Origin of the sequence: Aureisphaera galaxeae, from assembly GCF_028561275.1 — a bacterium.
Classification (GTDB): Bacteria; Bacteroidota; Bacteroidia; order Flavobacteriales; family Flavobacteriaceae; genus Aureisphaera; species Aureisphaera galaxeae.
Map to the genome: position 1 here is coordinate 285,628 of NZ_JAQQTF010000004.1, position 24,042 is coordinate 309,669.

The 24,042-nt window shown below is 41.4% G+C and carries 25 protein-coding genes; 15 read left to right on the forward strand and 10 right to left on the reverse strand.

The window, feature by feature from the left end; all coding sequences use genetic code 11:
• Positions 1-6: 6 nt before the first annotated feature.
• The 5 genes from POV27_RS06150 to POV27_RS06170 form a co-directional block, all read right to left on the reverse strand.
• Complete coding sequence (locus tag POV27_RS06150) at positions 7-288, reverse strand: hypothetical protein (protein ID WP_272861867.1); 282 nt, start codon at positions 286-288, stop codon at positions 7-9.
• A 23-nt stretch (positions 289-311) separates the two neighbouring features.
• Positions 312-620 (reverse strand): hypothetical protein, encoded by a 309-nt coding sequence (locus POV27_RS06155; protein WP_272861868.1) that lies wholly within the window; start codon positions 618-620, stop codon positions 312-314.
• 108 nt (positions 621-728) lie between these two features.
• Complete coding sequence (locus POV27_RS06160; RefSeq protein WP_272862651.1) at positions 729-2,354, reverse strand: ABC transporter substrate-binding protein; 1,626 nt, start codon at positions 2,352-2,354, stop codon at positions 729-731.
• Between the two features lie 8 nt (positions 2,355-2,362).
• A complete protein-coding gene (locus tag POV27_RS06165; RefSeq protein WP_272861869.1) occupies positions 2,363-4,189 on the reverse strand; it encodes an ABC transporter permease in 1,827 nt (608 codons plus the stop codon).
• A 12-nt stretch (positions 4,190-4,201) separates the two neighbouring features.
• Complete coding sequence (locus POV27_RS06170; RefSeq protein ID WP_272861870.1) at positions 4,202-5,362, reverse strand: ABC transporter ATP-binding protein; 1,161 nt, start codon at positions 5,360-5,362, stop codon at positions 4,202-4,204.
• A 99-nt stretch (positions 5,363-5,461) separates the two neighbouring features.
• Here POV27_RS06170 and mtaB point away from each other — a divergent pair, with 99 nt between their 5' ends.
• Both mtaB and POV27_RS06180 read left to right on the forward strand, forming a co-directional pair.
• Positions 5,462-6,796 carry a tRNA (N(6)-L-threonylcarbamoyladenosine(37)-C(2))-methylthiotransferase MtaB gene (mtaB, locus tag POV27_RS06175; RefSeq protein WP_272861871.1) on the forward strand — a complete coding sequence of 445 codons (1,335 nt, stop codon included), beginning with the start codon at positions 5,462-5,464 and terminating at the stop codon, positions 6,794-6,796.
• Positions 6,797-6,822: 26 nt separating this feature from the next.
• A complete protein-coding gene (locus tag POV27_RS06180; protein ID WP_272861872.1) occupies positions 6,823-7,485 on the forward strand; it encodes a potassium channel family protein in 663 nt (220 codons plus the stop codon).
• Here POV27_RS06180 and POV27_RS06185 read toward each other — a convergent pair.
• Positions 7,482-7,781 carry a GNAT family N-acetyltransferase gene (locus POV27_RS06185; RefSeq protein ID WP_272861873.1) on the reverse strand — a complete coding sequence of 100 codons (300 nt, stop codon included), beginning with the start codon at positions 7,779-7,781 and terminating at the stop codon, positions 7,482-7,484. The two genes, POV27_RS06180 and POV27_RS06185, sit on opposite strands and share 4 nt — an antisense overlap.
• A gap of 18 nt (positions 7,782-7,799) precedes the next feature.
• Positions 7,800-8,516, reverse strand: coding sequence for a pirin family protein (locus tag POV27_RS06190; protein WP_272861874.1), 717 nt, complete (start codon positions 8,514-8,516; stop codon positions 7,800-7,802).
• Positions 8,517-8,607: 91 nt separating this feature from the next.
• On the opposite strand from POV27_RS06190, the gene POV27_RS06195 reads away from it, so the two are divergent.
• The 3 genes from POV27_RS06195 to POV27_RS06205 are packed head-to-tail and all read left to right on the forward strand — an operon-like array spanning position 8,608 to position 10,697.
• The gene (locus POV27_RS06195) at positions 8,608-9,273 is read left to right on the forward strand and encodes an alpha/beta fold hydrolase (protein WP_272861875.1); all 666 of its coding nucleotides are present in this window, start codon (positions 8,608-8,610) and stop codon (positions 9,271-9,273) included.
• Between the two features lie 42 nt (positions 9,274-9,315).
• Positions 9,316-10,284 (forward strand): lytic transglycosylase domain-containing protein, encoded by a 969-nt coding sequence (locus POV27_RS06200; protein WP_272861876.1) that lies wholly within the window; start codon positions 9,316-9,318, stop codon positions 10,282-10,284.
• Between the two features lie 41 nt (positions 10,285-10,325).
• Positions 10,326-10,697, forward strand: coding sequence for a sulfite exporter TauE/SafE family protein (locus tag POV27_RS06205; RefSeq protein WP_272861877.1), 372 nt, complete (start codon positions 10,326-10,328; stop codon positions 10,695-10,697).
• A gap of 7 nt (positions 10,698-10,704) precedes the next feature.
• Here POV27_RS06205 and POV27_RS06210 read toward each other — a convergent pair whose 3' ends face one another.
• From POV27_RS06210 to POV27_RS06220, 3 genes are all read right to left on the reverse strand, one after another.
• Positions 10,705-11,403, reverse strand: a complete 699-nt coding sequence (locus tag POV27_RS06210) for a TlpA family protein disulfide reductase (protein ID WP_272861878.1) — start codon at positions 11,401-11,403, stop codon at positions 10,705-10,707.
• Between the two features lie 133 nt (positions 11,404-11,536).
• On the reverse strand, positions 11,537-12,109 hold the full coding sequence (locus POV27_RS06215; RefSeq protein ID WP_272861879.1) for a DUF2892 domain-containing protein: 573 nt from the start codon (positions 12,107-12,109) through the stop codon (positions 11,537-11,539).
• Between the two features lies 1 nt (position 12,110).
• Positions 12,111-12,992, reverse strand: a complete 882-nt coding sequence (locus tag POV27_RS06220; RefSeq protein WP_272861880.1) for a DUF6263 family protein — start codon at positions 12,990-12,992, stop codon at positions 12,111-12,113.
• A 158-nt stretch (positions 12,993-13,150) separates the two neighbouring features.
• Between POV27_RS06220 and rpmH the strand changes: the two genes are divergently transcribed.
• From rpmH to POV27_RS06270, 10 genes are all read left to right on the forward strand, one after another.
• A complete protein-coding gene (rpmH, locus tag POV27_RS06225; RefSeq protein ID WP_115123375.1) occupies positions 13,151-13,309 on the forward strand; it encodes a 50S ribosomal protein L34 in 159 nt (52 codons plus the stop codon).
• A gap of 103 nt (positions 13,310-13,412) precedes the next feature.
• On the forward strand, positions 13,413-16,265 hold the full coding sequence (gene carB / locus POV27_RS06230) for a carbamoyl-phosphate synthase large subunit (RefSeq protein WP_272861881.1): 2,853 nt from the start codon (positions 13,413-13,415) through the stop codon (positions 16,263-16,265).
• A 19-nt stretch (positions 16,266-16,284) separates the two neighbouring features.
• Positions 16,285-18,192, forward strand: a complete 1,908-nt coding sequence (locus tag POV27_RS06235) for a transglutaminase-like domain-containing protein (RefSeq protein ID WP_272861882.1) — start codon at positions 16,285-16,287, stop codon at positions 18,190-18,192.
• 11 nt (positions 18,193-18,203) lie between these two features.
• Positions 18,204-20,381, forward strand: a complete 2,178-nt coding sequence (locus POV27_RS06240; protein ID WP_272861883.1) for a DUF3857 domain-containing protein — start codon at positions 18,204-18,206, stop codon at positions 20,379-20,381.
• A 148-nt stretch (positions 20,382-20,529) separates the two neighbouring features.
• Positions 20,530-20,901, forward strand: a complete 372-nt coding sequence (locus POV27_RS06245; protein ID WP_272861884.1) for a hypothetical protein — start codon at positions 20,530-20,532, stop codon at positions 20,899-20,901.
• A 5-nt stretch (positions 20,902-20,906) separates the two neighbouring features.
• Positions 20,907-21,458, forward strand: a complete 552-nt coding sequence (locus tag POV27_RS06250) for a YceI family protein (RefSeq protein ID WP_272861885.1) — start codon at positions 20,907-20,909, stop codon at positions 21,456-21,458.
• 3 nt (positions 21,459-21,461) lie between these two features.
• Positions 21,462-21,833, forward strand: coding sequence for a hypothetical protein (locus tag POV27_RS06255; protein WP_272861886.1), 372 nt, complete (start codon positions 21,462-21,464; stop codon positions 21,831-21,833).
• A 6-nt stretch (positions 21,834-21,839) separates the two neighbouring features.
• On the forward strand, positions 21,840-22,724 hold the full coding sequence (locus POV27_RS06260) for a DUF5777 family beta-barrel protein (RefSeq protein WP_272861887.1): 885 nt from the start codon (positions 21,840-21,842) through the stop codon (positions 22,722-22,724).
• Between the two features lie 24 nt (positions 22,725-22,748).
• On the forward strand, positions 22,749-22,886 hold the full coding sequence (locus POV27_RS06265; protein ID WP_272861888.1) for a hypothetical protein: 138 nt from the start codon (positions 22,749-22,751) through the stop codon (positions 22,884-22,886).
• Between the two features lie 222 nt (positions 22,887-23,108).
• Positions 23,109-23,954: a T9SS type A sorting domain-containing protein gene (locus POV27_RS06270; RefSeq protein ID WP_272861889.1), complete on the forward strand. Its 846-nt coding sequence runs from the start codon at positions 23,109-23,111 to the stop codon at positions 23,952-23,954.
• The last annotated feature ends 88 nt before the right edge of the window (positions 23,955-24,042 follow it).

A 24,042-nucleotide genomic window follows, 5' to 3' on the forward strand; every position in this document is an offset into this window, starting at 1 on the left:
TTTTTGTTACCAATTATACACGAAAAGAAGGTAATAAAGCACAATGATAATCACCAACATAATGCTCCCGAATACCCATAAGAATCGCTTTCGTTCCTTGCGTTTTTGTTCCTTAAACCGAACCTGAAACGCTGCAAACTCTTCTGGGGTCATTTTTTTATGATCCACAAATTCTCCATAGGTTTCCCCAAGCTTTTCAGCATCTTTATCGAATCGGGTTTTCCTAGTTCGCTTATTGTTCTTAAGCGTCTGGATCATGTCCATAATATGTCCGGCACCAAAGCTCATAATTTGTTTTTTAGAAATAAATATTACCAATAAGAAGGCGAAAACAGTTGCTCAATTATGGGTTTCCGTAACAACAGAAACGTAACTATGATCAAGATAGTGAGAATACTCACAACGATCCAAACCCGAATAATCTTTTTCCGTTCGAGTCTTTTTTGAGCGAACTGCTCCTTCTGAAATTCGGCAAATGCCAGCAGGTTCATTTGTCTGTGATCCTCCAACTCACTGTACCCTCCTTTAGTGGTCGAAAGATCTAACTCATGCAGCCGCTTGCGCTCACTCTTCTGCTGGCGATTAAACCTGTAAATTCCGTATGACTGCTGAGTTCCCATGAACTTTGTGAGCGTTTATTATATGAGTCGCGAAATGTTAAAGAAATGTTACAGGTTTACTTACCCAACGATTTTGGGAGGTTTTGTAAGGATCTAATCTTTAGGATTTTACCGTTCCTTTTTTACTCTTTTTAGAAAGAGGAAATTTTGTGGATTGATGCCCAATCCGGTCACTTTGTGGTTCACAAAGCGTATGGCTTTATCGTAGTACAAGGGGACGATCGGAGCCTCTGCAATGATGAGAGAATCCATTTGGGTATACAGCAGCTTTCTTTGTTCAATATCGGTAACAGAAAGAGCCTTTAGATAGAGACTGTCCATGGTCTCATTATAAAAATGCATATAATTAGGGCCGTTGGGTGTAAAATTAGGGCTGTAGAGTAAGGAAAGGTAGTTTTCGGCATCGGGATAATCGGCCACCCAACTGGCGCGGAAGACATCCAACTCGCCACTGCTTTTCATTTGGCGTAGGGTAGAAGGCGGCATGACGTCGACTGTAACTTTAATCCCAATTTTTTCCAGTTCGCGCTGTACGTATTCACAAATATCCAAGTACTGACTGTTGGTGCCAATCACGATCTCCGGTTCTGTATCCCCAGTTTCCTGAATGTACTGCTTTACCAATTGTCGTGCTTTTTCGGGCTTATAGGTATACCCTTCAATATAGTCGAAACCGGGAAGTCCCATAGGGATGAATCCATGCTCTGCCGGGATGCCCATACCATTTCTTAGATAGGTAATCATCTTTTGTCGATCGAAGCCATAGTTTACGGCTTGTCGGAGATAACGTGACTTGATTTCCGGCGTGTCGGCCCCCATGAAGAATCCGAGGTATTCCGTATTTAGATAAGGGGTTGTAATTAAGTTAACCCGATCCTTGTATTTTTCCTGAAGCTCTCCCGTTGTGGTAAGTATTTCGTCCTTGTAGGAGTTGTCCAGTCCAGAGATGAAATCTATTTTTCCTTGGGCAAATTGAAGGAACTCGCTTTGCTTATCGGGAAGGAAGGTGATTGCAACAGCCTCCAAATAGGGGAGGGAAGCTCCCGTTTCATCTTTTTCAAAATACAAGGGATTTTTTCGAAAGACCAGCTTCACGTTTTCTTCCCACAATTTGAATTGAAACGGTCCTGTACCTACAGGATGGCTTCTAAAGTCACTTCCATAATGCTCCACTACTTCTTCTGGAACAACAGAACAATAACGCATTGAAAGCAGCCCTAAGAAGGCTGGAAAAGGTTGCTTCAGCTGAATGGTAAAGGTCGTATCATTTTCAGCCCTGTAATAATCCACATTGCTCAACACCCAACTCCCAGGGGAAGCCACTTGGGGATCGAGTAGTCGATTGAAACTGTATTCAAAATCGTAAGCATTAGCTGTTCTTGTGCTATCACTCCCAAAAACATCATGCTTGTGAAAATACACATCGTCCCGTAAAAAGAAGGTGTAGGTATATGTAGAGTCGTTGATTTCCCAGCGTTTGGCAATGTCGGGTTGAATACTCAAGGAGTCATCCAATTGCACCAGTCCATTAAACAATTGATTACTTGGCCAAATGTTTTGCGGATTTCGCGCAAAAGCAGGATCTAAAGAACTGATGTTGCTATGCTCGTTATAGCGGAAAACAAGATGATCGCGGTCGCTGTTGGACGAATCCGAACAGGAAACACATGCTATGAGGATTGCCACAAAACAAAGCAACGAATACCTGAAATTAAATGTGGGGCGCGAGATCATACGTTTCATTAACTTTCTGCTTGGGCTTTCCATTTTTTAATCTGACCAGAGTAAAAGAAAATGAAAAGAAGTCCTATGATAAATAATATTAAACTAAGGTAATGACCAAGATAGTTCATGAGCACAAAACAATACTCATCGTTATAAAAAATATTGTAATAGACTCCAGAGCATTGCCTCCTTTGATGGGTAGAGATGATGCTAATGATGAGTAGTACATAAGGCACAAACCCTATGACCGACAGAACAACGGCAACAGCCTGTACTACTTTAGAGATCTTGTTAACAAAGAATAAGGAAAGTCCTAGTATTATAGAAGCAATGACGAATATGAAGTATTGAACTAATATTTCGAAATTGCTTTCCATAAATGATATCAAAACCATCACCAAGGCGACAAGCATGGTAAGCACTCCTGCGCTAATAATGGCAAATAATAGGGCCTTTATATTTGTAACCCTAAACGCAAAAAGCACACAGGCCAGCATAAAACTTATCCAAAGGAAAAAGTGGATGGAAGGATTAAAAATATCGTCGTTTTTTATTTCATCGATGTTTTCGAATACCCTTTTCAAGGCGGTAGTTTCGAAATAATAATTCGTTAAGATTTCCCTGCTGTGTTTTTCGAACTTGTTCATTTGTGCCTCTTCGTCCACATAGAGATCTCCGTTTTCACTTTTTTTCGAAGGTCTTATTCGCGATTTTAGATCAAAAAGCGGAGGGTGATAAACCATAGTAAACCAAGCATCAGTTTCGAGGTTGTGTGGGACTTCATATTTATCGGCTACCAGAAGCAGGTTCTCCAACTTACCTTTTATTTCTGCAGGGTCATTTCTATCCAATAACGCCTGATTCTCCATATTCCGAAGGCGCTTGCGTTTGATGACACTATCCCTTTGTGCTTCACTGATGAAATTTCTAATGCGATAGTAATCATATTCATCTTCCATTAGATATTCCGTATCATTATAATACAGGTCGGGTTGATACACGGAATAACCATAATAGGGTGTTCCAGCTGTTGAGGTACTGAAGAAACGACCAGAGAAATTATAGTAAGAGGGATTGGGGTTTTTAATAAGGTCTTTAACGTCTACTACCTCATTCCGAAAATAGCAAATTATGGAAGAGTCTTTTCTAATATTATAGACACTTTCCTGCTGTAATGAATCGATATGCCGATAAAAGTTCCTCCCAAAATCATTGAAATCAAATACTTTCTTTTCCAAGGTGTAGTACTGCCATTTCCTACCTTCAAAACTAAAATGCGGTAGAGAATCCTGTACATAAAAACTGTTGGCTTCACAATGTAATGTGTCCAATACGCTTGGATGGGCTACATTTTCTAGGGTATACTCGTAAATACTTTGTGAAAAAAACAAATGGGCTTCATTCGCAGTTCTAATGTCTTGTTCAAATTCCTCATCGGGATAGTGTATCGCAGTATGAGCCTTTATCCCTGCTGTATACGAATAGTAATAAGTAGTACAGACAAAGAAGGTTAGGAAGAACAATACAAACTGAAGCCAAAGTCCTTTCCTTGTGGTTGGGTAGTAGTTTTTGAAGGCGTTGTTCTTGAGCAAAAAGATAAGCCAAATCGCGACCTGAAGGATGGAAATAATAATACCCATGAAGACGGTCCCATTGTTTAGGAACATATCCACCGCTCCATGCTTATGCAATTTGGTAACATCCGTTAAAGCAAGGTATCCTCCCAAAAAGAAAAGCAAGTGTAGAATGATGCTGCTAGCGAGCATCCAAACGATACGCGTATTCCAGAGTAAAGGATATCGTTCCAGTAAATATTTATTTATTTTTTGAATGAATCTATTCATGGACTGTTCGGATTAGGATACAAAAAACCTTCGGGAGGATTCTGAAATGTTACGGGAATAGGTTATGGTGGCCTCGTGCTTACCAAGAACGTATAGCACCTGATGATACTGAGTTTCCGAAGAGAAATACGCAATGTACACCCCACCATTAAACAAAAGCCGTTCCAGCGGTAAATGTGACAAAATACGTTGAAGGGCTTCCCTTTCTATTTCCCCTTCAATTTCGACGATAAGGGATTTGTCTTCCGGCACTGATTCATCCGTAGCCCCTGCATCCTGAGCAATGTGCTTTCCTTTTTCCAGATAAATCACTTTGTCCGAGACCTTTTCTACCTCGTATAATTGTTGCGAACTCAGCAACAAGGCGATAGGGTTGTTTATGGAGTTGCAAATGGACTTTAAATCCTCCAAAATGAGCTGTTGCGACAGAATATCCAGATTCGCCAAGGGTTCATCCAAAAGCAGCAACTCCGGTTGCCTTAGCAAGGTTCTGGCCAATTCGAACCGCATTTTGTATCCCGATGAGAGTTCCTTCCATTTTAGGTGTTTATAATTCCAAAGGCCAAAACGGGCAATCATCATAAGAATGCGAGTTTCATTCTCTTCGGGAGGGACGCCGTAATTGGAAAGTACAAATTTCAAATTATCCTTTAAGCTTCCATACCAGACGGGCGTGCGTTGTGGGATATACACCAGTTTGGTTCTTAGGTCGAAATCTCCCTGTTCTTTTTCGTCGAATAAATAATAAGCCTCTCCTTTGGTGGGTTTCAGTTCTTTCGCCAGTGCTCTAAGCAAGGTAGTCTTACCATTTCCGTTTTCGCCAACCAGTCCATATACTTCGCCTTTTTTAAGTTCCAGTGAAATGGGTCCTAAACAAAAACGATTGTATCCGTAGCTTTTTTCCAATTCATTGACAGCAATAATGGTTTCCCTTTTGGCTTCCTGTACCGGAATGTTTGCTAGCTGATCAAGGAGTTGGTTCGCCTTTTCCTGAAATTGATCCAAGGCTTCTGGATGGCTTTCTTTCCATTCCGTTAGATCGATGGCACGGTTGTAGAACTCCATATCCTGGGTGTCCATAACACAATCCAAAAGCCTTCTGTACCCAATGTCAACATCTCCATTCTTAAAATATCGTTTTACTTCTTGAATTCTCTGTTGCGCTTGCGTCATAAATAAATCTTACGGTGTATGTGTTCTGGTTATATGGAAATTAGAAGATTACTTTGTCTTTAGTTCGTATCTTTGTGCCCATTTTGCTAAAGTACAAGAATGAACGCATCTAAAAAAGTCGCATTTTACACCTTGGGTTGTAAGCTCAATTTCAGCGAGACCTCTACCATTGCCCGGAATTTCACTTCCGAAGGCTTTGATCGTGTGGATTTTTCTGAAAGGGCAGACATTTATGTCATCAATACCTGCAGCGTTACCGAAAATGCCGACAAGCGTTTTAAAACCATTGTTAAGCAAGCCCAAAAGGCAAACCCCGAAGCATTTGTAGCGGCCATAGGTTGTTACGCCCAGCTAAAGCCTCAGGAATTGGCCGATGTGCATGGCGTGGATTTGGTACTGGGAGCGACCGAAAAGTTTAAAATCACGGATTATATCAATGATTTGAGCAAAAACGATTTTGGCGAAGTACATTCCTGTGAGATTTCCGAAGCCGATTTTTACGTAGGATCCTATTCTATTGGAGATCGTACGAGAGCATTCCTGAAGGTGCAGGATGGCTGCGATTATAAATGTACCTATTGCACCATCCCATTGGCCCGTGGAATTTCTAGAAGTGATACGTTGGAGAACGTACTAAACAATGCCGCCGAGATTTCCGCTAAGGGAATCAAGGAAATAGTACTAACAGGTGTGAATATTGGCGATTATGGAAAAGGGGAGTTCGGTAATAAAAAGCACGAGCACACCTTTTTCGAATTGTGTGAAGCATTGGATGAGGTACCCGGGATTGAGCGCCTGCGTATTTCTTCGATTGAGCCCAATTTGTTGAAGAACGAAACCATCGATTTCGTATCCCAATCGCGAACTTTCGTTCCTCACTTTCATATCCCATTGCAAAGCGGAAGCAACGATTTATTGAAATTGATGCGTCGTCGCTATATGCGCGAGCTGTATTCAGACCGCGTTACCAAAATTAGGGAGGTAATGCCCCATGCCTGCATCGGGGTGGATGTTATTGTAGGATTCCCAGGAGAAACCGAAGAGCGATTCTTAGAGACATATCATTTTTTGAGCGAACTGGATATTTCTTATTTACACGTGTTTACTTATTCTGAAAGGGATAATACGCCTGCCGCCGAAATGGAAGGCGTGGTGCCGAAACAAGTGCGTCATAAAAGAAGTAAAATGCTCCGTGGACTATCGGTTAAGAAGCGTAGGGCGTTTTATGAAAGCCAACTGGGAACTACCAGAACCGTCCTTTTTGAAGGTGAAAATAAGGAAGGGTACATTCACGGATTTACCGAAAACTATGTAAAAGTAAAAACCCCATGGAATCCGGAATTGGTAAATACACTTCATCGGGTGGAACTCACCAAAATAGATGAAGACGGTTTGGTCCGTTTCGAATTCGCCAAACAACTTTCGGAAGCTTAGCTTGAAAAAATGGGTATCTTTAATCCATGGTAGATAAGCTTCATACCTATCGTTTCGAAATTTTATTGATAAGCCAGCTAACCATTCTATTCGGGGAGCTGTTCTTTTTTGGGGAATGGTTCGAGGAATACCTCTCGCAGCCTTTGTTTCTAATCAACTTTTTGGCCGGGATCCTTCTGTTTTCAAAACACAGAAAGAAAATAACGGCTATTCTTATATTACTGGCTACCGCCTTGTTTGCCATGGTCTGGGAGCAATTTGTGGATCATGATTCTGCAGTGGTTAAAGCGGTAAGATTGTTCAGTCTTTATTTGTTTTATGTGATCCTAACGTTGGAGCTTATTTTACAGGTGTGGCAGGCTAAAAAAGTAGGGAAGAATGTTATTTATGGCCTTATTTCTGGGTATATTTCGCTAGGGTTTGTGGTGTTCTTTGTGTGTTTGAGTATAGAAACCTATCATCCGAATTCTTTTCAAGGATTGCAATCTTTGAATGGAAAACCAGATAGTAGCGGATTGTTGTACTATAGTTATATTACGTTAATGACGATAGGATATGGAGATATCGTTCCGTCTACTGTATTGGCTCGAAAGGCCGCTATATTTACAGGTATGGTTGGGCAATTCTATTTGGTGATCCTCACCGCAATCATCGTGGGTAAGTACATCAACCAAAGAAATACAGCTTAAATACTAATTCCTACGGGCAATAGGTCCTTATAAACTCTTCGGTTGCGCCGCATGAAACCGGCAATTTCTGGACTGGTGGGCACCAAGCTGATTCCTCTCTGTTTTACCTCTTCGAAAACGGCTCTAATAAATATATCCCGAAATCCTTGCTCTTCCAGATCCTCTGGCATGTCATACTTGGTCAAAAAAATCTTACGGTCCTGAAGCGCGTACTCGATTCTGGCCATATTGTCTCCAATTTCGAGCTCGAATTGCCGTAAGAATTCATTGTCGGTAATTTCTACATCTTCAATCATAGGGAGTAAATTTTGCATTTAATTCATTGGTACTTCAATAAGTAACAACCTGCTGTCTTTGGAAACGGTTAGGGGAACCTCTTTAGTGTCCCAGAGTCCAATGGCATCTCGGCTCGTAAGTGTTTCATTATCTATGACAACGGAACCTTTAATTACCATGAGATAAACTCCATTGGAAGGTTGCTTTACTGAATAGTTAGTTGTTCTTTCTTCTGTAAAATCGCCAATGTGGAAATAGGCCTGTTGGTGAATCCAAAGATCGCTATCCGAAGCTTCAGATTTAGGCTTTACTACTGGGCTAAAGGTATTTGGTGTGAGGAGTGGTGCTATTTCCTTTTGGTCATAGCGAGGAGTAACATTCTCAGTTTCTGGAAACAACCAAATCTGAAATAACTTCAAGGGTTCGGTTGTGCTAGCATTAAATTCACTGTGTTCCACACCACTTCCCGCACTCATCACCTGTATATCCCCAGCTGCAACAATTCCATTATTTCCCATAGAGTCCTTGTGTTTTACGGCACCTAGTTGGGGAATGGTCACTATTTCCATATTCTTATGTGGATGTGTACCAAAACCCATACCTGGGGCAATGACGTCGTCATTCAATACCCGTAAGGATCCGAATTGTAATCGATTGGGATCGAAATAGTTAGCGAAGCTGAACGAATATTTCGCCTGCAACCATCCATAATTGGCGGTGCCACGGGTAGCTGCGGGGTGTAAAATCTTGTTCATAAATGCTCAAAAACCTTTTTGAGAATTCTATCTTTGTTACAAAGTTACAAAAAAATGAAAGGCGATTGCGTTATTTCCGTGTTAAAGCCCTATGAATACTGAGAAAATTCCCATTTATTTTGTACCTGGTCTAGCTGCCTCCAAGGAAATTTTTCGAAATATACGGTTGCCAGAAGACCGTTACGAAATTCACATTCTGGAGTGGCTCATTCCCGAAAAAGAGGAGACCATCCAACAATATGCCAAGCGCATGGCAGACCGCATCGAACACCAAAATGCTGTTTTGGTAGGTGTTTCTTTTGGCGGGGTAATGGTACAGGAAATGAGTCAATTTCTAGATTTGCGAGCACTTGTTATTATTTCCAGTGTCAAGACCAAAAACGAATTACCCGCTCGTTTTCGATGGGTTCGGAATACGGGTGCTTACAAACTGCTCCCTACGGGATGGGCGTTGAGTGTAAAGGATCTTACCAAATTAGCCATCGGCCCCAGAAGCAAGAAACGCCTCACCTTATACCAAGAATATCTTTCGGTTCGTGATAAGCAATATTTGGATTGGGCCATCAAACAGATGGTGTGCTGGGAACGTACCGAAAAAGTACCCGGCGTACATCACATTCATGGGGATGGGGATATTGTTTTTCCTTCCAAAAACATTTCAGAATATACGCTACTGGAAGGAGGTACCCATGTCATGATTTTGAACAAAGGAAGTAAGGTTAGTAAACTGTTGGAAAATATTATAGAAACGGGCTAACGCAAGTGCCTAATTGCGTATATTTAATGAAATTTTGAGGTTATGAATATTTTGTCGAAAATCGGCTTAGCCACTGTACTTATTGGGGTAGGTATGTTGTGTACAAATGCCGTACAGGAGCCCCAAAAAGAAACGAAGCCAGATGTTGTTGAAGAAGTGGCTACAACCGACGAAACGTTGGAAGAAAAATTGACAAACGGTTACAACGTATACGCCTTAGAGCTTCCCGAAAGTATGAATTTTGCAGGGGAACGGGTTCCCTTGGAAGATCCGGATATCCGCGAGCGTATGGACAGGGAATTGTTGGTAAATACCTACTGGCAGTCCAACGGTCTTCTCATCTTTAAGCGTGCCAATAAGTATTTTCCTATCATAGAACCTTTATTGGAAAAGCATGGCATTCCGGAAGATTTTAAGTACTTAGCCATTGCCGAAAGTGCACTTCAAAACAATAGATCTCCTGCAGGTGCTGCTGGGTTCTGGCATTTTCTGAAAGGTACGGGTAGGGAATACGGACTGGAAATAAACGATTATGTGGACGAGCGATACAATTTGGAATTGGCCACGAAAGTTGCCGCAGAGTACCTGAAAGCCTCCAAAAGACGATTCGGGAGTTGGACCCTTGCCGCCGCTGCGTACAACGCAGGTAATGCTGGTATAAACAAACAATTGAAAAAGCAACAAGTGGACGATTATTACGATGTGTTGCTTAACGATGAGACGAGTCGTTATGTATTCCGCATTTTGGCTTTCAAAGAAATTTTATCCAACCCAAAGAAATATGGATTTAATTTCAGGGAGCAAGACCTTTATAATCAGGTTCCTACCTTTAAAGTGAAGGTAGATACGGCCGTAACGGACTTTGCTCATTTCGCCAAACAATTCGATATTAACTATAAAATTCTTAAGTTGCACAACCCTTGGCTACGCGATAACTATTTGAAAAACGCCTCAGGGAAGGAATATTTTATAGAGATTCCGGAAAAAGGACATTACAATACAGGGCAGTAATTTAAATGCTTAAAAAAGATAAACACTAACTAACCTAACTTATGAATTTAACCGTTTTATTATCGTTGGTAATCATAGGCCTAGCCGCTGGAGTTTTAAGTGGCTTTATGGGTGTAGGAGGTGGAGTTGTCATGATTCCCCTAATGATACTCCTTCTTGGCTATGACCAACACGCTGCGCAAGGGACCAGTTTGGCCGTTTTGGCCGTCCCTGTAACCTTTGTGGCAGCTTATACCTATCATTCCACGGGTCATCCCATAAATTGGCGGTATGCTCTTGTCATAGCCCTCTTCTTTATTGTAGGGGGGTACTTGGGGTCTAAGTTTGCTGTTAAAATCGATCAGGGAATCCTAAAGAAGATTTTTGCCGGTATCCTAATCGTTGCGGCCATCAAACTTTTCTTTTCAAAATAAGGAAACGCTAGTTTTCGTATTCAGATTTGAGTTCTTTCTGAACTTCACCACGTTGTAGAAGCGATATCCCACTTGTAAAACTTTGGTAGTTGGAGTTGTAGGATTCTGTGTATTCTTTAGAGTAATGATGCATGAAGTTTCTTCGCACATCCAATATTCGCTTATCTGCAGAAATAAAAAACGAGGTGGGAAACCCTAAGCTGTGCTTCATAGTGCGAATGGCGAAATCGTTCCGGTTTTCCTTCTCGTCCACATAAAGAACGTGTATGTGCTTACTTATTTTTCGTTTCGACTTCCGTATCTTTTTCTTGGATCCCCAATAGAGCATCACAAAATCGATCTGATCGTGATACTTTTCGGCCACATCATTAAAAGCTGGGACTTCACCCTTGCCAGGAACGCACCAAGACGCATAGGTAATAAGATAGATGGGCTTTTCGAATTTATAGAGGTTAATTCGTCTTCCCGTAAACTTTCGAACCTTGAAATTATCTATATACGAACCATTCACTACTTTCTTTACCAGCGAATCGAATAAAAACTGGGCTCTTTCTTCATCTTTTCTAATGTATGCGAGCTTTGCCTGCTTTCTGTATTTACGGATGTTTTTACCTATGGCTTGGGAAAAAAGATCCTTAGGCTCAGCCTGTTGGGCGAGGGTAGGAATGCTTAAAAGAATGAATAGGGCAAGTAGTAGTTTACCCATAGGCAGATTGTGATTGGTTGGCGTAAAAGTAGTAAGATTTGCGAAAATCCAAGTTAGGAAATGGATAATTAGAAGTTTTGTAAAGGTTTTTGTCTATACAAAAACACCCCAAATCACCCTGTTTTCATGAATCTTAGCGCATTCTTCGACCACGTCCACGATGGCCCCCTCCGAACTGCTGGCGCGGCATATTGGCACGTTTCATTTGCTGTTTCATCATTTTAATCTGTTCATCCAGCATATTGTGCTTATCCAGCTTTTTGGCTTCGCTTAGTAGGCTTTCGGCTTCCCTTTTTCGGTTTTTGCTCATGGCAATACCGGCAAGGTTTAATTTTACCATGGCCATATCCGCACTCATATTCAAACCTAGCTTTTCGGCCTTCTTAAAGTATTTTTCGGCCTCATTCATATTGGTTTGAGACACCATAAGCCCGTTTAGGTAGTTATAATATCCCTGTTGTTTGGTGACCAAGGAACTTTCTGGGTTCGAAATGCGGTCCAGCCATTTTTTGGCCCCAGGAAAGTTCTGTTTCCTTAGTTGAAGAAAGGCCAATAAGATCATTTCATTCTTGAAATACAGGAATACGAACATCCCAGCTAGCAGAATGAACATAATTCCGTTACCAATATTACCTTCATAGAATTGCCAAACGGTGGCGGCAAGACTTAATACAGCTAATACGAGTTTTATGTTTTTGTTGAACATATTAAATTCTTTTGTACGTAATTGTTGAGGTTAATGTAGTGGGATACTCAGTACCGTTGATAACTGTGGCTCCCTTAGCAGTTTGGTTTACGGACATTTCTTTCGGGAATCCAGTGCCTGTTTCTATAGATACCGAAGATTCCTGATCTCCATCCAAGCTTAGTCGTACTCCTTCCTGTACATCGGTAGATAACGAAATGGTCGAAGTGGCTGAAAGGGAGAAGGCATCAGAAGCATAATTGTCCAGTTTCCAAGTGTTGTTTGCTTTAAATTCCCCAGTATAGGCGTTGATCCACGTATCTCCAACGTGCACAGGCTTATTGGGGTAGAGGTAAAGCAGTTGTTCCATACTTTCGGCCAAGCTATCGTCCCCAAATTCAGATTCAAGGCTCTGGCGCATCATTTCCTTGGAAGCTTCATCTTCCAGTCCAGAACGAGAAATCATACCATCGATCAAGGCACTAGAGTTCTCCAAGGAAACAATCTCTCCGGTTTTCAACATGTGGATTTGAAAAGGAATGTTTATTAATCCTTGGAAGATCTGCGCTTCAATATCGTCCTTATCTGCATCCCTTTTGGTGTCAATGTCCATAAGTACGCCAATCATATCCGATTCCGATTTCAATACCAAGGAAGTATATGCCGTTGCGATTACATATTTCTCTTCTGTAGCTTCTATTACCTTGAAATTGAATGAGCCAGAAAGCACATTAACTGTCGTATTGGTCATTCCTTCTATATTCTGAATCATTTCCTGTCGGGCTGTCTGCTCCATATCGAATTCGTCTCCAACCTTAAAGTTATATTGAAGCGAATTTTGGGCAGTGGCACCAATTCCCGATAAAAAAAGGAAAAAAGCACATAAGTAGATGAGTCGTTTCATTGGTGTTTTTCTAAGGGCGACAAAGGTACTAAAAACAATCCTAAATATTTTCGCATTTCGGTTTGCGGAAGTAAAAAATGATCGTATATTTGCACCCGACTTTTAAGAAAGGTCTTTTGTATTTAAAAAATTATCAGAGGATATAATATAAGTTAGTAATGAAAAGAACATTTCAGCCATCGAAAAGAAAAAGAAGAAATAAGCACGGATTTAGAGAGCGTATGGCTTCTGTAAATGGACGTAAAGTGTTAGCTGCCCGTAGAGCAAAGGGCAGAAAGAAACTTTCTGTATCTTCTGAGCCACGCCACAAGAAATAATGTTGATAACTCATAAATAAAAGGTGTTGTTTTTATAAGCAACACCTTTTTTTTATACCCTAATGCATCGTAATTTTAACGCCCAAAAAATAGTTCTTTTTTTATGCCTAAAAACGACAAATTAAAATCCGTTTTAATTATTGGTTCTGGTCCCATTATTATTGGACAAGCCTGTGAGTTCGATTACTCTGGATCGCAAAGTTTAAGATCCCTTCGGGAAGATGGTATTGAGACCATTCTCATTAACTCGAATCCTGCAACCATCATGACGGATCCGTCCATGGCGGACCACGTTTATCTTTTGCCGTTAACGACAAAGTCCATCATTAAGATTCTTAAGGAACACCCACAAATTGATGCCGTATTGCCCACTATGGGAGGACAAACGGCACTTAACTTATGTATTGAAGCCGACGAAAAAGGCATTTGGGAAGATTTTGGGGTAGATCTTATTGGGGTCGATATAGACGCCATTAATATCACCGAGGATCGCGAGCAGTTCCGTACCCTTATGACGAAGATTGGAGTGCCTATGGCACCCCAAGCTACTGCCAATTCCTATTTGAAAGGAAAGGAAATTGCCCAAGAATTCGGTTTTCCATTGGTAATCCGTGCTTCCTATACCTTAGGGGGTGCAGGAGCTTCCATTGTATATGACCCTGAAGATTTTGACGAATTACTTACCCGTGGATTGGAAGTTTCACCCATCCACGAGGTAATGATCGATAAGGCCATGATGGGCTGGAAAGAATACGAATTGGAGCTATTAAGGGACAATAACGACAATGTTGTTATTATTTGTACCATCGAAAATATGGATCCTATGGGGATTCATACCGGGGATTCTATTACCGTAGCACCTGCCATGACCTTGAGCGACCGTACGTTCCAACGTATGCGTGATATGGCCATTAAGATGATGCGTAGCATTGGGGATTTTGCTGGAGGATGTAATGTACAGTTTGCCGTAAGCCCGGATGAAAAAGAAGATATCATTGCCATCGAGATCAACCCAAGGGTATCCCGATCTTCGGCTTTGGCCTCTAAGGCCACGGGTTATCCTATTGCGAAAATCGCTAGTAAATTGGCTATCGGATACAATTTGGACGAACTGGATAACCAGATTACAAAATCTACTTCGGCCCTGTTCGAGCCAACGCTAGACTACGTTATCGTAAAAATACCTCGATGGAATTTCGACAAGTTCGAAGGTTCCGATCGTACCCTAGGATTGCAGATGAAAGCCGTAGGGGAGGTAATGGGTATTGGCCGATCGTTCCAAGAAGCGCTTCACAAGGCGACACAATCCTTGGAAATTAAGCGTAACGGTTTAGGAGCCGATGGAAAGAGCTATACCAACTACGAACAGATCCTAGAGAAGCTGGAAAATGCCAGTTGGGACCGAGTGTTCGTGATCTATGATGCCATTCAAATGGGAATCCCATTGAGTCGAATCAATGAGATTACCAAAATAGATATGTGGTTCCTAAAACAATACGAGGAACTGTACATGCTAGAGAAAGAAATTTCTTCCTACGCTTTAGACACGCTTCCAAGAGAGTTGTTGCTAGAAGCCAAGCAAAAAGGATACGGAGACCGTCAAATTGCTCACATGTTGGGTTGTTTGGAAAGTCAGGTGTACAAGAAGCGGGAAGAGTTGAATATTCAACGTGTATACAAACTGGTAGATACCTGTGCGGCCGAGTTTAAGGCAGAAACACCATATTATTATTCCACTTTCGAAAATGAAATGGAAACGAAGGATGGAAAGGTATTCGCCCAAAATGACAGTGAGGTAACCGATAAAAAGAAAATCATTGTATTGGGATCTGGTCCTAACCGTATCGGACAAGGAATCGAGTTCGATTACTGCTGTGTACATGGAGTACTGGCCGCTTCCGAGTGTGGTTACGAGACTATTATGATCAACTGTAATCCAGAAACGGTTTCTACCGACTTCGATGTAGCAGATAAGCTATACTTCGAGCCTGTTTTCTGGGAACATATTTACGACATCATCCGTCATGAGAAGCCCGAAGGGGTTATTGTTCAGTTAGGAGGGCAAACAGCTCTTAAGCTGGCCGAAAAGCTAGATCGCTACGGAATTAAGGTCATGGGAACCAGTTATCAATCCTTGGATTTAGCAGAAGATCGTGGAAGCTTCTCCACGTTGTTGAAAGAGAACAATATTCCTTATCCAAAGTTCGGTACCGCCGAAACGACTGAGGAAGCATTGGCGCTGGCAGACGAATTGGACTTCCCATTGCTTATTCGTCCTTCCTACGTTCTTGGAGGGCAAGGGATGAAGATTGTAATCAATAAGAAAGACCTTGAAGCGCATGTAGTAGATTTATTGCGTAAGATTCCTAACAACAAACTGTTGTTGGATCACTACTTAGATGGAGCTATAGAAGCAGAGGCCGATGCCATTTGCGATGGTGAGAATGTTTATATCATAGGGATCATGGAGCATATTGAGCCTTGTGGGGTGCACTCTGGGGATTCTAACGCTACCTTACCTCCTTTTAATCTAGGAGAGTTCGTAATGCAGCAAATAAAGGATCATACTAAGAAGATCGCCTTGGCTTTGAATACTGTGGGACTCATCAACATTCAGTTTGCCATTAAGGACGATCAAGTGTTTATTATCGAAGCCAACCCAAGAGCTTCTAGAACAGTTCCATTTATCGCAAAGGCGTATGGAGAGCCGTATGTAAATTATGCGACTAAGGTAATGTTGGGCAAAAACAAGGTGACCGACTTCGAGTTCAACCCAGAATTGGAAGGGTACGCTATTAAGCAACCCGTATTTAGTTTCAACAAGTTCCCGAATGTAAACAAGCAATTGGGGCCTGAAATGAAAAGTACAGGGGAAAGTATTTTGTTCATCGATAACTTGAAAGAAGACGAATTTTACGAGTTGTATTCGCGCAGAAGAATGTACTTGAGCAAATAAAATCCATATATTCGCCCCTATGAGATTTTTGCTAGTTTGTTTTTTGTGTGCCTTCACCTTTCAATCTTTTGCACAAAAGAAGAAGAATCCACTGCCAGAGAATGTTAGCCTGGCCAAGGAATTAAAGGAGAAGTACGAGGAGGCCGATATTGCCATAAAGAGTAGGACAACGAAGGTTACCTTTAAAAGAAACAAGCAAAGTGGTAAACTGGAGGCCTTAGTGCGCGACAAGATAAACCTTGTGGGCATTAGTTCCAGTGCACGCATTCAATATCCTGTTTTTTACGATTCCGAATCCAAGGTAGAGCGATTCATGCTTAGAAGCAATAAAGGGCGTGATATTACTGCTGTGGTAAAGGATGAGGCGATGAAAAGTGAGGATTTGTTCCATACGGACTATCGCGTCAAGTATACGGAGTTGTCTTTTCCACTACAGGGGTATAACCGAATGATCGAAATTGAGAAGCGGTACACAGATAGCAAGTACTTTACGAGCCTTTATTTCAGCGATCATTTTCCCGTAGTTGAGGGAAAATTGATTGTTACCATTCCCAGTTGGTTGGAGTTGGATATTAAGGAGTTTAATTTCGAAGGATATACCATAGAAAAGTCGGAAAAGACTTCAGAAGGAAATTCGGTAATAACCTACACTTATAAGGAACTGGATGAGCGCTCTAAGAAGAAGTACTCCTTAGGGCCTTCCTATTTGTATCCGCATGTACTGTTCATAGCCAAGGCCTATAAATCCAAAGAAGGAACGGTGAATTTATTCTCCAATACCGAAGATCTTTTTGCTTGGTATAACAGTTTGGTGGAAAGTGTTGAGATCGATTCGTCGGTCTATACCGACAAAGTGAAGGAACTCGTTGCCGGTGTTAGCTCGGACGAAGAGAAGATAAAGAATATCTACTATTGGGTACAGGACAACATACGTTACATTGCCTTTGAGGATGGAATCGCTGGGTTTAAACCCGATAGCCCTCAAAATGTATTCACCAAGCGCTATGGCGACTGTAAGGGAATGGCAATTCTCACCAAAAACATGTTGCAGGAGGCTGGCTTCGATGCCCGTTTGGTATGGATTGGTACCGATCGCTTGGCATACGATTATTCCATTCCTTCCCTGTCGGTAGACAATCATATGATCGCTGCAGTAGTACTTAACGGAGAAACCATTTTTTTAGATGGTACAGAGAAGTATAACAGGTTTGGAGAATACGCCACTAGGATACAGAATAAGGAGGCTATGATGCAGGATGGCGATTCCTTTAAAATAATCAAGGTGCCAGCTGCTTCGGGTACGGGCAATAGGGATAAAGCGGTTTACAACTTGCGGGTAAATGACGAATCCCTATTGGGAACTGCTACGAGGACATTTAGTGGAGAAACCAGGGTTTCCTTTCAGAATTCTTACCAAGCGTTTGGTGGGGACGAAAAACTGGATCGTCTTTCCGGTTATTTGGGAGGGAGCAATCAGAATTTCTTCGTGGATGAACTGAAGGTATCCGATGAAGAGGATCGGGAAAATGATTTGTCCGTAGATTTCGTGGTGCAAGTGGAAAACAGCGTGACGGAATTCGATGGGGTTTTGTATTTGGAAATAGACCCGACCAAACAACTTATACCCCAAATTGATGAAAATAGGTCAACCCCTTTTCTTCACTACCTAAAAGAAGCCTATATTACCGAGGTGAATCTTACAATGCCCGAAGGCTATTCTAAAGCCGAGCTTCCGGAAGGACTTTCGATCTCCAATGATCTTTTGGATATAAACTTATCCTACCAGCAACAGGGTAATTCCATCCTTTACAAGAATGAAATTACTTTGAAGAAACGCGTGGTAGATCCCGCCCAGTTCGAGTTGTGGAATGAGACATTTGAAGCGTTGAAAGAGCAACTCAACCAACAAATTACGCTTAACAAATAACACCCACCTTTATGAAATTGAACTATACCATTGCCCTAGTTCTATGCCTATTATTTTCTTCTTTCGCCTTTTCTCAGTCAAAGGACTTAAAGGAATTGCAAGAGCGATTTTGGAATCCGAAGAATAAAAAGGCCGTCGTATCCGAAGTTCCCGAAAAATGGCAAAGTGAGAGTGCCGTTATTCTGTATGTTGATGAGTACTATAAGTATACCAACAACGGGAAAAAAATGTACAACCCTTCCCATTATCACACAAGGATAAAGTTGTTGGATAAGGCTGCAGTAGAGGAGTATTCAGAATTCAGTTTCGAGAAGAACAGAGGATCAAGCTTTGGGTTTGTGAATTTTTATCGTGAAAAGTCTACCGTAGGGATTAAAGTGATTAAACCCAGTGGAGACGAAATCATCATAGATGTAGAGGCAGAAAGTGTAGAAGAGGATAAGGAAAAGAAGATCGCCATTCCTAATTTGGAAATAGGGGACATTGTAGACTTATTTGTTTTTGAAGATGATTTCCAACGAACGTTTTCAGGAACCCATATTTACGACCCAGTAGAGCGTGTTATTAGTAGAAGTCATCCAGTACTATTTAGTAGGGTAGCGGTAGAAGTGGAGAACGACTATTTCCTAAATATGGAATCTTTCAATGGAGCGCCTAAAGTAAAGGAAGAAGAAACCGGTAAAAAGTCAACCCGTCGATATGTGATCGAAGCCTCCGATGTTGAGAAAAGTGAGTTTCCACGCTGGTTTTATCCCTTGGCAGAGTTGCCTTCATTAAAGTTTCAGGTAACTTTTGCCTTACGTTCCAAAAATGAATACTACGCTTCCGTATTCCTAGCCGATAAAGATGCCGAAAGGAAGGCAGATGTTAGTAAGGAAGAGATTATAGAATATTATGGGAAGAATTTCGAAGCACAAAAGAAGGGAAGTGTTAAAGACGTGCTACGTTATTTAAAGGACAAGGGAATTAGCGGTAAGCGCAAGCAATTAGAATCTGCCCTGTATTACCTTAGACATAAGAGCTATAATCGTTTCTTGGAGCTTTACATTGCTCGGGAAAACAACATACGCTACAGCGCGCTCCCATGCGATAGCGATTACGTGATTCTAGATGAGAATACATTTGTGAATTATTTCGCGGGCTTGGCCAAGCAATTAGAGATCGATTACGATATCATTGTGGCTACTGCAGATTATAATGGTACGATAGATAATTTGTTATTACGTTCTAATGTATCCTATGGACTACGCTTCAATTTTCCGAAGCCCATGTACCTATTCGAGGTATCTCCCCACGTACAATCCGATTACTTCCCAGAGAATTTGGAAGGGACCAAAGTATATACCTTAAGTGTAAAGAAGAATCGTAAGCTAGAAGATGTGGCCTTCGACGTATTGCCAGTAACTTCAGCAGATGAGAACATGGCGAAACAAGTGGTGAATGTCAGTTTCGAAGACAGTTTCAAAAAAATTGCCATTACCAGAGAGCAACATTACAAAGGACAATTTAAGCCGTATGAGTTAAGAAGAAGATTGGTATTCGAAGACTTTTTGAATGAAGAGTTTAAGCGTTATGGAACTAAGCACTTTTACAATTGTAAAAAGCGCCAGAATAAGTCCGATAAGGAGGCCGAATCTAAAATGAAATCGGTGATGAAAACCTATCGGGATAAAAAGATTGAACGTATCGAGCAAATTGTTTCGGCTGAGTTCGATATAGAAATCAAGGACTATGATTATTCCGTAGAGAAGACAGGTAGATATTCTAACGATGCCCTAATTATTAAGGATCAGTTTGCCATTGAAAACGAATTTGTAAAAAAGGCTGGACCCAATTATTTGGTAGAAGTAGGAAAGTTTATTGGCGGTCAGGTACAGTTGGAAGCAGATGAACTTGAGCGTACCAAGGGAGTATATTTAGATCATGCCAAAACCTATGTTTACGAAGTGAGCATTAAAATCCCTGAAGGATTCGAGGTGGTTGGACTGGATAAGCTACAGCGTAATATCACTAATGGAACAGGCGGATTTACGGCTACAGCGGTAGTAGAAGAAGGAATGCTAAAGTATACGACCAAAAAAGTATATGCAAAGCGAAATTACGAAGTTTCGGAATGGAGCGATATGGTACCTTGGTTACAGGACGCGTATGATTTTAGCCAAGAAAAAGTAATGTTTAAAAAGATATAGAAGACTCACAATTATTGGGAGTTTCGTACAAACCCTGCCAATTTGGTAGGGTTTTTTTATGTAGCAAAGGGGGATTTTTTTGTTTAAGGTTGTTATATATGTGTAAGGGCAGTTTTTATGCGCTTATCGCCTAACCAAAGTTTAAGTTATGAACCGCAGATTTCTATTAGCAATAGGAATACCCTTTTTCCTGTACGCCTGTACCAGTAATACTTTCGATGATATTTCTGAACCCATGGAGCCTGTTCAAGAGGAGGAGACCGTGACCTTTCAGGATGTTCGTTTTGTATTCGAAAATATATGTCAGGCCTGCCACTCAAACCCTCCACAAAATGGAGCCCCCATGCCCTTAGTTACCTATAACGATGTTCGCAATGCGGTTTTGGATCGCGGATTACTAGATCGTATTAGCAGGCAGGAGGGAGCACCGGGCCTTATGCCTTTGGGAGGTCCCAGATTACCCCAAGAAACGATAGACCTTATCATGCAATGGAGTGCGGACGGACTACCCGAAAATTAACAACTATGAAAAACAACATCACATATCTTATTGTCTTGCTGCTACTTTGCGTGGGACAAGTAAATGCCCAAAAGTATGCGACAAAGAGCGGCGTGATCGATTTTGAAGCCTCGGTACCTTCTTTTGAGGAGGTAAAGGCCAAAAACAGCTCGGTAAGTGCCATCTTAAATACCGCTACAGGAGAATTTGCCTCTTTGGCACTCATTCAGGGATTCCGTTTTAAGGTAGCTTTGATGGAAGAACACTTCAACGAAAATTATATGGAGTCGGCGCAATATCCCAAAGCCATTGTAAAGGGGAGCATCACCGATTTTGATGCCGGACGACTTTCAGATACTACTACAGAATTTAATTTTAAAGGAACCATTGCAATACATGGAGTGACCCAACCTTTGGAAACGAAGGTGAACTTGACGAAGCTCGGGGATCAGATGGAGATGTCCACCTCATTCATATTAAAACCGGGGGACTTCGATATTAAAATACCCAGTATTGTGAGTAATAAAATTGCCGATGAGGTTACTGTTACGGCAATGTATACACTATCTCAAAAGTGACATATGAAAAAGAAAACCGTTTTTTTGGTAGTGACTTTGGTACTTGTAGTGGGTGCTTATGTTGGTTATAAGTACCTCTACAAGGACCATCGCAACATTGCAGAGGAAACCGCCGTGTTTAACGGATCGGCCGAAGAAATCCAAGGACAATTTGCATCCGGACAGGAAGAATTATTGAACCAAACCGTGATCGTTACGGGAAGTGTGAGTCAGGTAGAAGGAACTTCTATTACGTTAGATGACAAAGTACAATGTGTCTTTGCTGAAACCATGGAGGTGGCCATTGGTACCGAAATAAAGGTGAAAGGAAGGTGCATAGGATATGATGATCTCTTCGAAATCGTAAAACTAGACCAATCACAACTAATCAACTAACTAATCATGAAAAGAATAATCACTTGTATTTTTCTACTGCTTCCTTTGCTCGTCTTTTCGCAGGACGACCTGCTTAGCGAATTGGAAGAAGGTGTGGATACCAGTACAGAGGTAAAGGCCGCCTTTAAGGGATTGAAGGTGGTGAACTTCGAATCTACCAAGTTGGGTGGCGCCAAAGAGCTTTATTTGGTAGTTTCCCACAGGTTCGGAACCGTTAAGAATGGGATCGATGATTTCTTCGGATTGGACAATGCCGTGACCCAAATTAAGTTTATTTACGGAGTAAATGATTGGTTGAATTTAGGTGCAGCGCGGAGCTCACTTCAGAAAAAATATGGGGTACATGCAAAGTATCGATTGGTGCGTCAGAAAACCGAAGGATTTCCCTTTACCATTGTTGGATACAATTTGATAACCGTAAACACGGCCTTAGACGAAGATCTTTTCCCCAATATCGAATTTGGGGACCGTTTAACCTATACTACCCAAGCCTTGGTTTCCCATAAATTTTCGGAAGACTTTTCAGTATTGTTGGCGCCTACGTTCATTCATGAAAATTTGGCGACCAGAAGTTTTCAGATACAAGGAGAGGAAACCATGACGTTCGATGAGGATAACAACCAATTTGCAGTGGGAGTCGGTGGAAGATATAAGTTAACAAAGCGTTGGAGTATTAATGCAGACTACGGAATACATCTGAATAGAAATGACAATTCCAATTTTAAGAACCCACTCTCCATAGGAGTGGACTTAGAAACGGGAGGACACGTATTCCAGATGCATTTTACCAATGCACAAGCTATGTTCGAAGAAGGATTTATTATACAAGGACAAGGAGATTGGGGTGATGGAGACTTCTTCTTTGGTTTTAATTTAAGCAGAGTATTCTAGACTATATAATCATTAAAAATTGCTATGAAAAAGATTATACTAGTTGCGGGAGATGACATTACTATTGGAGGCAAATCTGTCTTCAATAGTAATACGCTCCTAACACCCGAAAGAGATCACGAACGTTCCCATAGAACGTTTTATTTACGATGTCGCGGGTAAGAAGCTCATGCAAGAAAAAGATACCGGGAATGTTGTGGAATGGCACATTTTGAGCCTTCTCGGTGAAATTTATTTTGTGGGGCTAACTTCAAGAGAATTGGAGACTACTAAAAGGTAGTGAAACAATAGTTCAGTTTTTAAGTTAGTTAATTGGGAAACCAGCCCGACACCGCTAGGCTAGGGCTGGTTTTTTTGTAACTTTAATCTCTAAAAAAAATAAATATGAAAAAAATAGTACTTCTTTTAATTGCCGCAGGCATTTATACCGTTGCCTCGGCGCAAATTAGCACAAGCACATTCAATGATTTCGAGGATGGAACTACCCAAGGATGGGATAATGGTAGTAGTTCGCCCAATCCACCCACCAATATACCCGATGGAGGCCCTGGAGGGGCTGGAGATGCGTTTCTAGAAGAGATTAGTGGTGGTGGTGCTGGTCCGGGAAGTAGGATGATCGTTTTTAATACCAATGATGAATGGTTGGGGAATTACGAAGCTTTGACCATCGTCCTAAATTTCAATGCTAAGACCCCTACCAACGAAGATCTTTTCATAAGGTTGGCTATGGAAGGAGGAAGTGATGAAACCACTATTTCGTCTACCACAGCCGTTACCGTTCCTGCGCAAAGCAATTGGAATGAATATACCCTGAGTTTGGATGCAGCCGATTTTACCCTTATTGACGGAGCTAATACCATAGAAGAGGTATTACAGGATGTTACCGAAATTAGGATTTTGCACAGTGATACTCCAAGCTTTATTGGGCAAAGTATAGACGCTACTCTGCATTTGGACAATGTGGGCGTTATTGGGCTTATTGGTTTTGAGGATCAGTTGGCCAAAACATTCCAGCTCTCTCCAAATCCAGCCGATAACGTTATGCGATTGGATGCCCAAGTAGCGATGGAAAGCTATGCGATTTACAATCTTTTGGGAGCCAAGGTAGCTCAAGGAGTTATTGAAGGGACCCAGAAACAAATCGATGTTTCCGCCTTGCAAAGTGGTACTTATTTAATTGAGGTGGCTTCTGGAAGTCAAACTACAACTCAGAAGTTTCTGAAGAGATAAATTATACAAATCATTAGATAGAAAGGTTTCTTTCCAATTTTTGGTAAGGAACCTTTTATTTTTTTGAGGTTGCCATATCATGAATTCA

Excerpts from the sequence above, each read along its gene's own strand:
- POV27_RS06150 (WP_272861867.1), bottom strand. The coding sequence starts at position 288 with ATGAGCTTTGGTGCCGGACATATTATGGACATGATCCAGACGCTTAAG.
- POV27_RS06155 (WP_272861868.1), bottom strand. The coding sequence starts at position 620 with ATGGGAACTCAGCAGTCATACGGAATTTACAGGTTTAATCGCCAGCAG.
- POV27_RS06160 (WP_272862651.1), bottom strand. The coding sequence starts at position 2,354 with ATGATCTCGCGCCCCACATTTAATTTCAGGTATTCGTTGCTTTGTTTT.
- POV27_RS06165 (WP_272861869.1), bottom strand. The coding sequence starts at position 4,189 with ATGAATAGATTCATTCAAAAAATAAATAAATATTTACTGGAACGATAT.
- POV27_RS06170 (WP_272861870.1), bottom strand. The coding sequence starts at position 5,362 with ATGACGCAAGCGCAACAGAGAATTCAAGAAGTAAAACGATATTTTAAG.
- mtaB (WP_272861871.1), top strand. The coding sequence starts at position 5,462 with ATGAACGCATCTAAAAAAGTCGCATTTTACACCTTGGGTTGTAAGCTC.
- POV27_RS06180 (WP_272861872.1), top strand. The coding sequence starts at position 6,823 with ATGGTAGATAAGCTTCATACCTATCGTTTCGAAATTTTATTGATAAGC.
- POV27_RS06185 (WP_272861873.1), bottom strand. The coding sequence starts at position 7,781 with ATGATTGAAGATGTAGAAATTACCGACAATGAATTCTTACGGCAATTC.
- POV27_RS06190 (WP_272861874.1), bottom strand. The coding sequence starts at position 8,516 with ATGAACAAGATTTTACACCCCGCAGCTACCCGTGGCACCGCCAATTAT.
- POV27_RS06195 (WP_272861875.1), top strand. The coding sequence starts at position 8,608 with ATGAATACTGAGAAAATTCCCATTTATTTTGTACCTGGTCTAGCTGCC.
- POV27_RS06200 (WP_272861876.1), top strand. The coding sequence starts at position 9,316 with ATGAATATTTTGTCGAAAATCGGCTTAGCCACTGTACTTATTGGGGTA.
- POV27_RS06205 (WP_272861877.1), top strand. The coding sequence starts at position 10,326 with ATGAATTTAACCGTTTTATTATCGTTGGTAATCATAGGCCTAGCCGCT.
- POV27_RS06210 (WP_272861878.1), bottom strand. The coding sequence starts at position 11,403 with ATGGGTAAACTACTACTTGCCCTATTCATTCTTTTAAGCATTCCTACC.
- POV27_RS06215 (WP_272861879.1), bottom strand. The coding sequence starts at position 12,109 with ATGTTCAACAAAAACATAAAACTCGTATTAGCTGTATTAAGTCTTGCC.
- POV27_RS06220 (WP_272861880.1), bottom strand. The coding sequence starts at position 12,992 with ATGAAACGACTCATCTACTTATGTGCTTTTTTCCTTTTTTTATCGGGA.
- rpmH (WP_115123375.1), top strand. The coding sequence starts at position 13,151 with ATGAAAAGAACATTTCAGCCATCGAAAAGAAAAAGAAGAAATAAGCAC.
- carB (WP_272861881.1), top strand. The coding sequence starts at position 13,413 with ATGCCTAAAAACGACAAATTAAAATCCGTTTTAATTATTGGTTCTGGT.
- POV27_RS06235 (WP_272861882.1), top strand. The coding sequence starts at position 16,285 with ATGAGATTTTTGCTAGTTTGTTTTTTGTGTGCCTTCACCTTTCAATCT.
- POV27_RS06240 (WP_272861883.1), top strand. The coding sequence starts at position 18,204 with ATGAAATTGAACTATACCATTGCCCTAGTTCTATGCCTATTATTTTCT.
- POV27_RS06245 (WP_272861884.1), top strand. The coding sequence starts at position 20,530 with ATGAACCGCAGATTTCTATTAGCAATAGGAATACCCTTTTTCCTGTAC.
- POV27_RS06250 (WP_272861885.1), top strand. The coding sequence starts at position 20,907 with ATGAAAAACAACATCACATATCTTATTGTCTTGCTGCTACTTTGCGTG.
- POV27_RS06255 (WP_272861886.1), top strand. The coding sequence starts at position 21,462 with ATGAAAAAGAAAACCGTTTTTTTGGTAGTGACTTTGGTACTTGTAGTG.
- POV27_RS06260 (WP_272861887.1), top strand. The coding sequence starts at position 21,840 with ATGAAAAGAATAATCACTTGTATTTTTCTACTGCTTCCTTTGCTCGTC.
- POV27_RS06265 (WP_272861888.1), top strand. The coding sequence starts at position 22,749 with ATGAAAAAGATTATACTAGTTGCGGGAGATGACATTACTATTGGAGGC.
- POV27_RS06270 (WP_272861889.1), top strand. The coding sequence starts at position 23,109 with ATGAAAAAAATAGTACTTCTTTTAATTGCCGCAGGCATTTATACCGTT.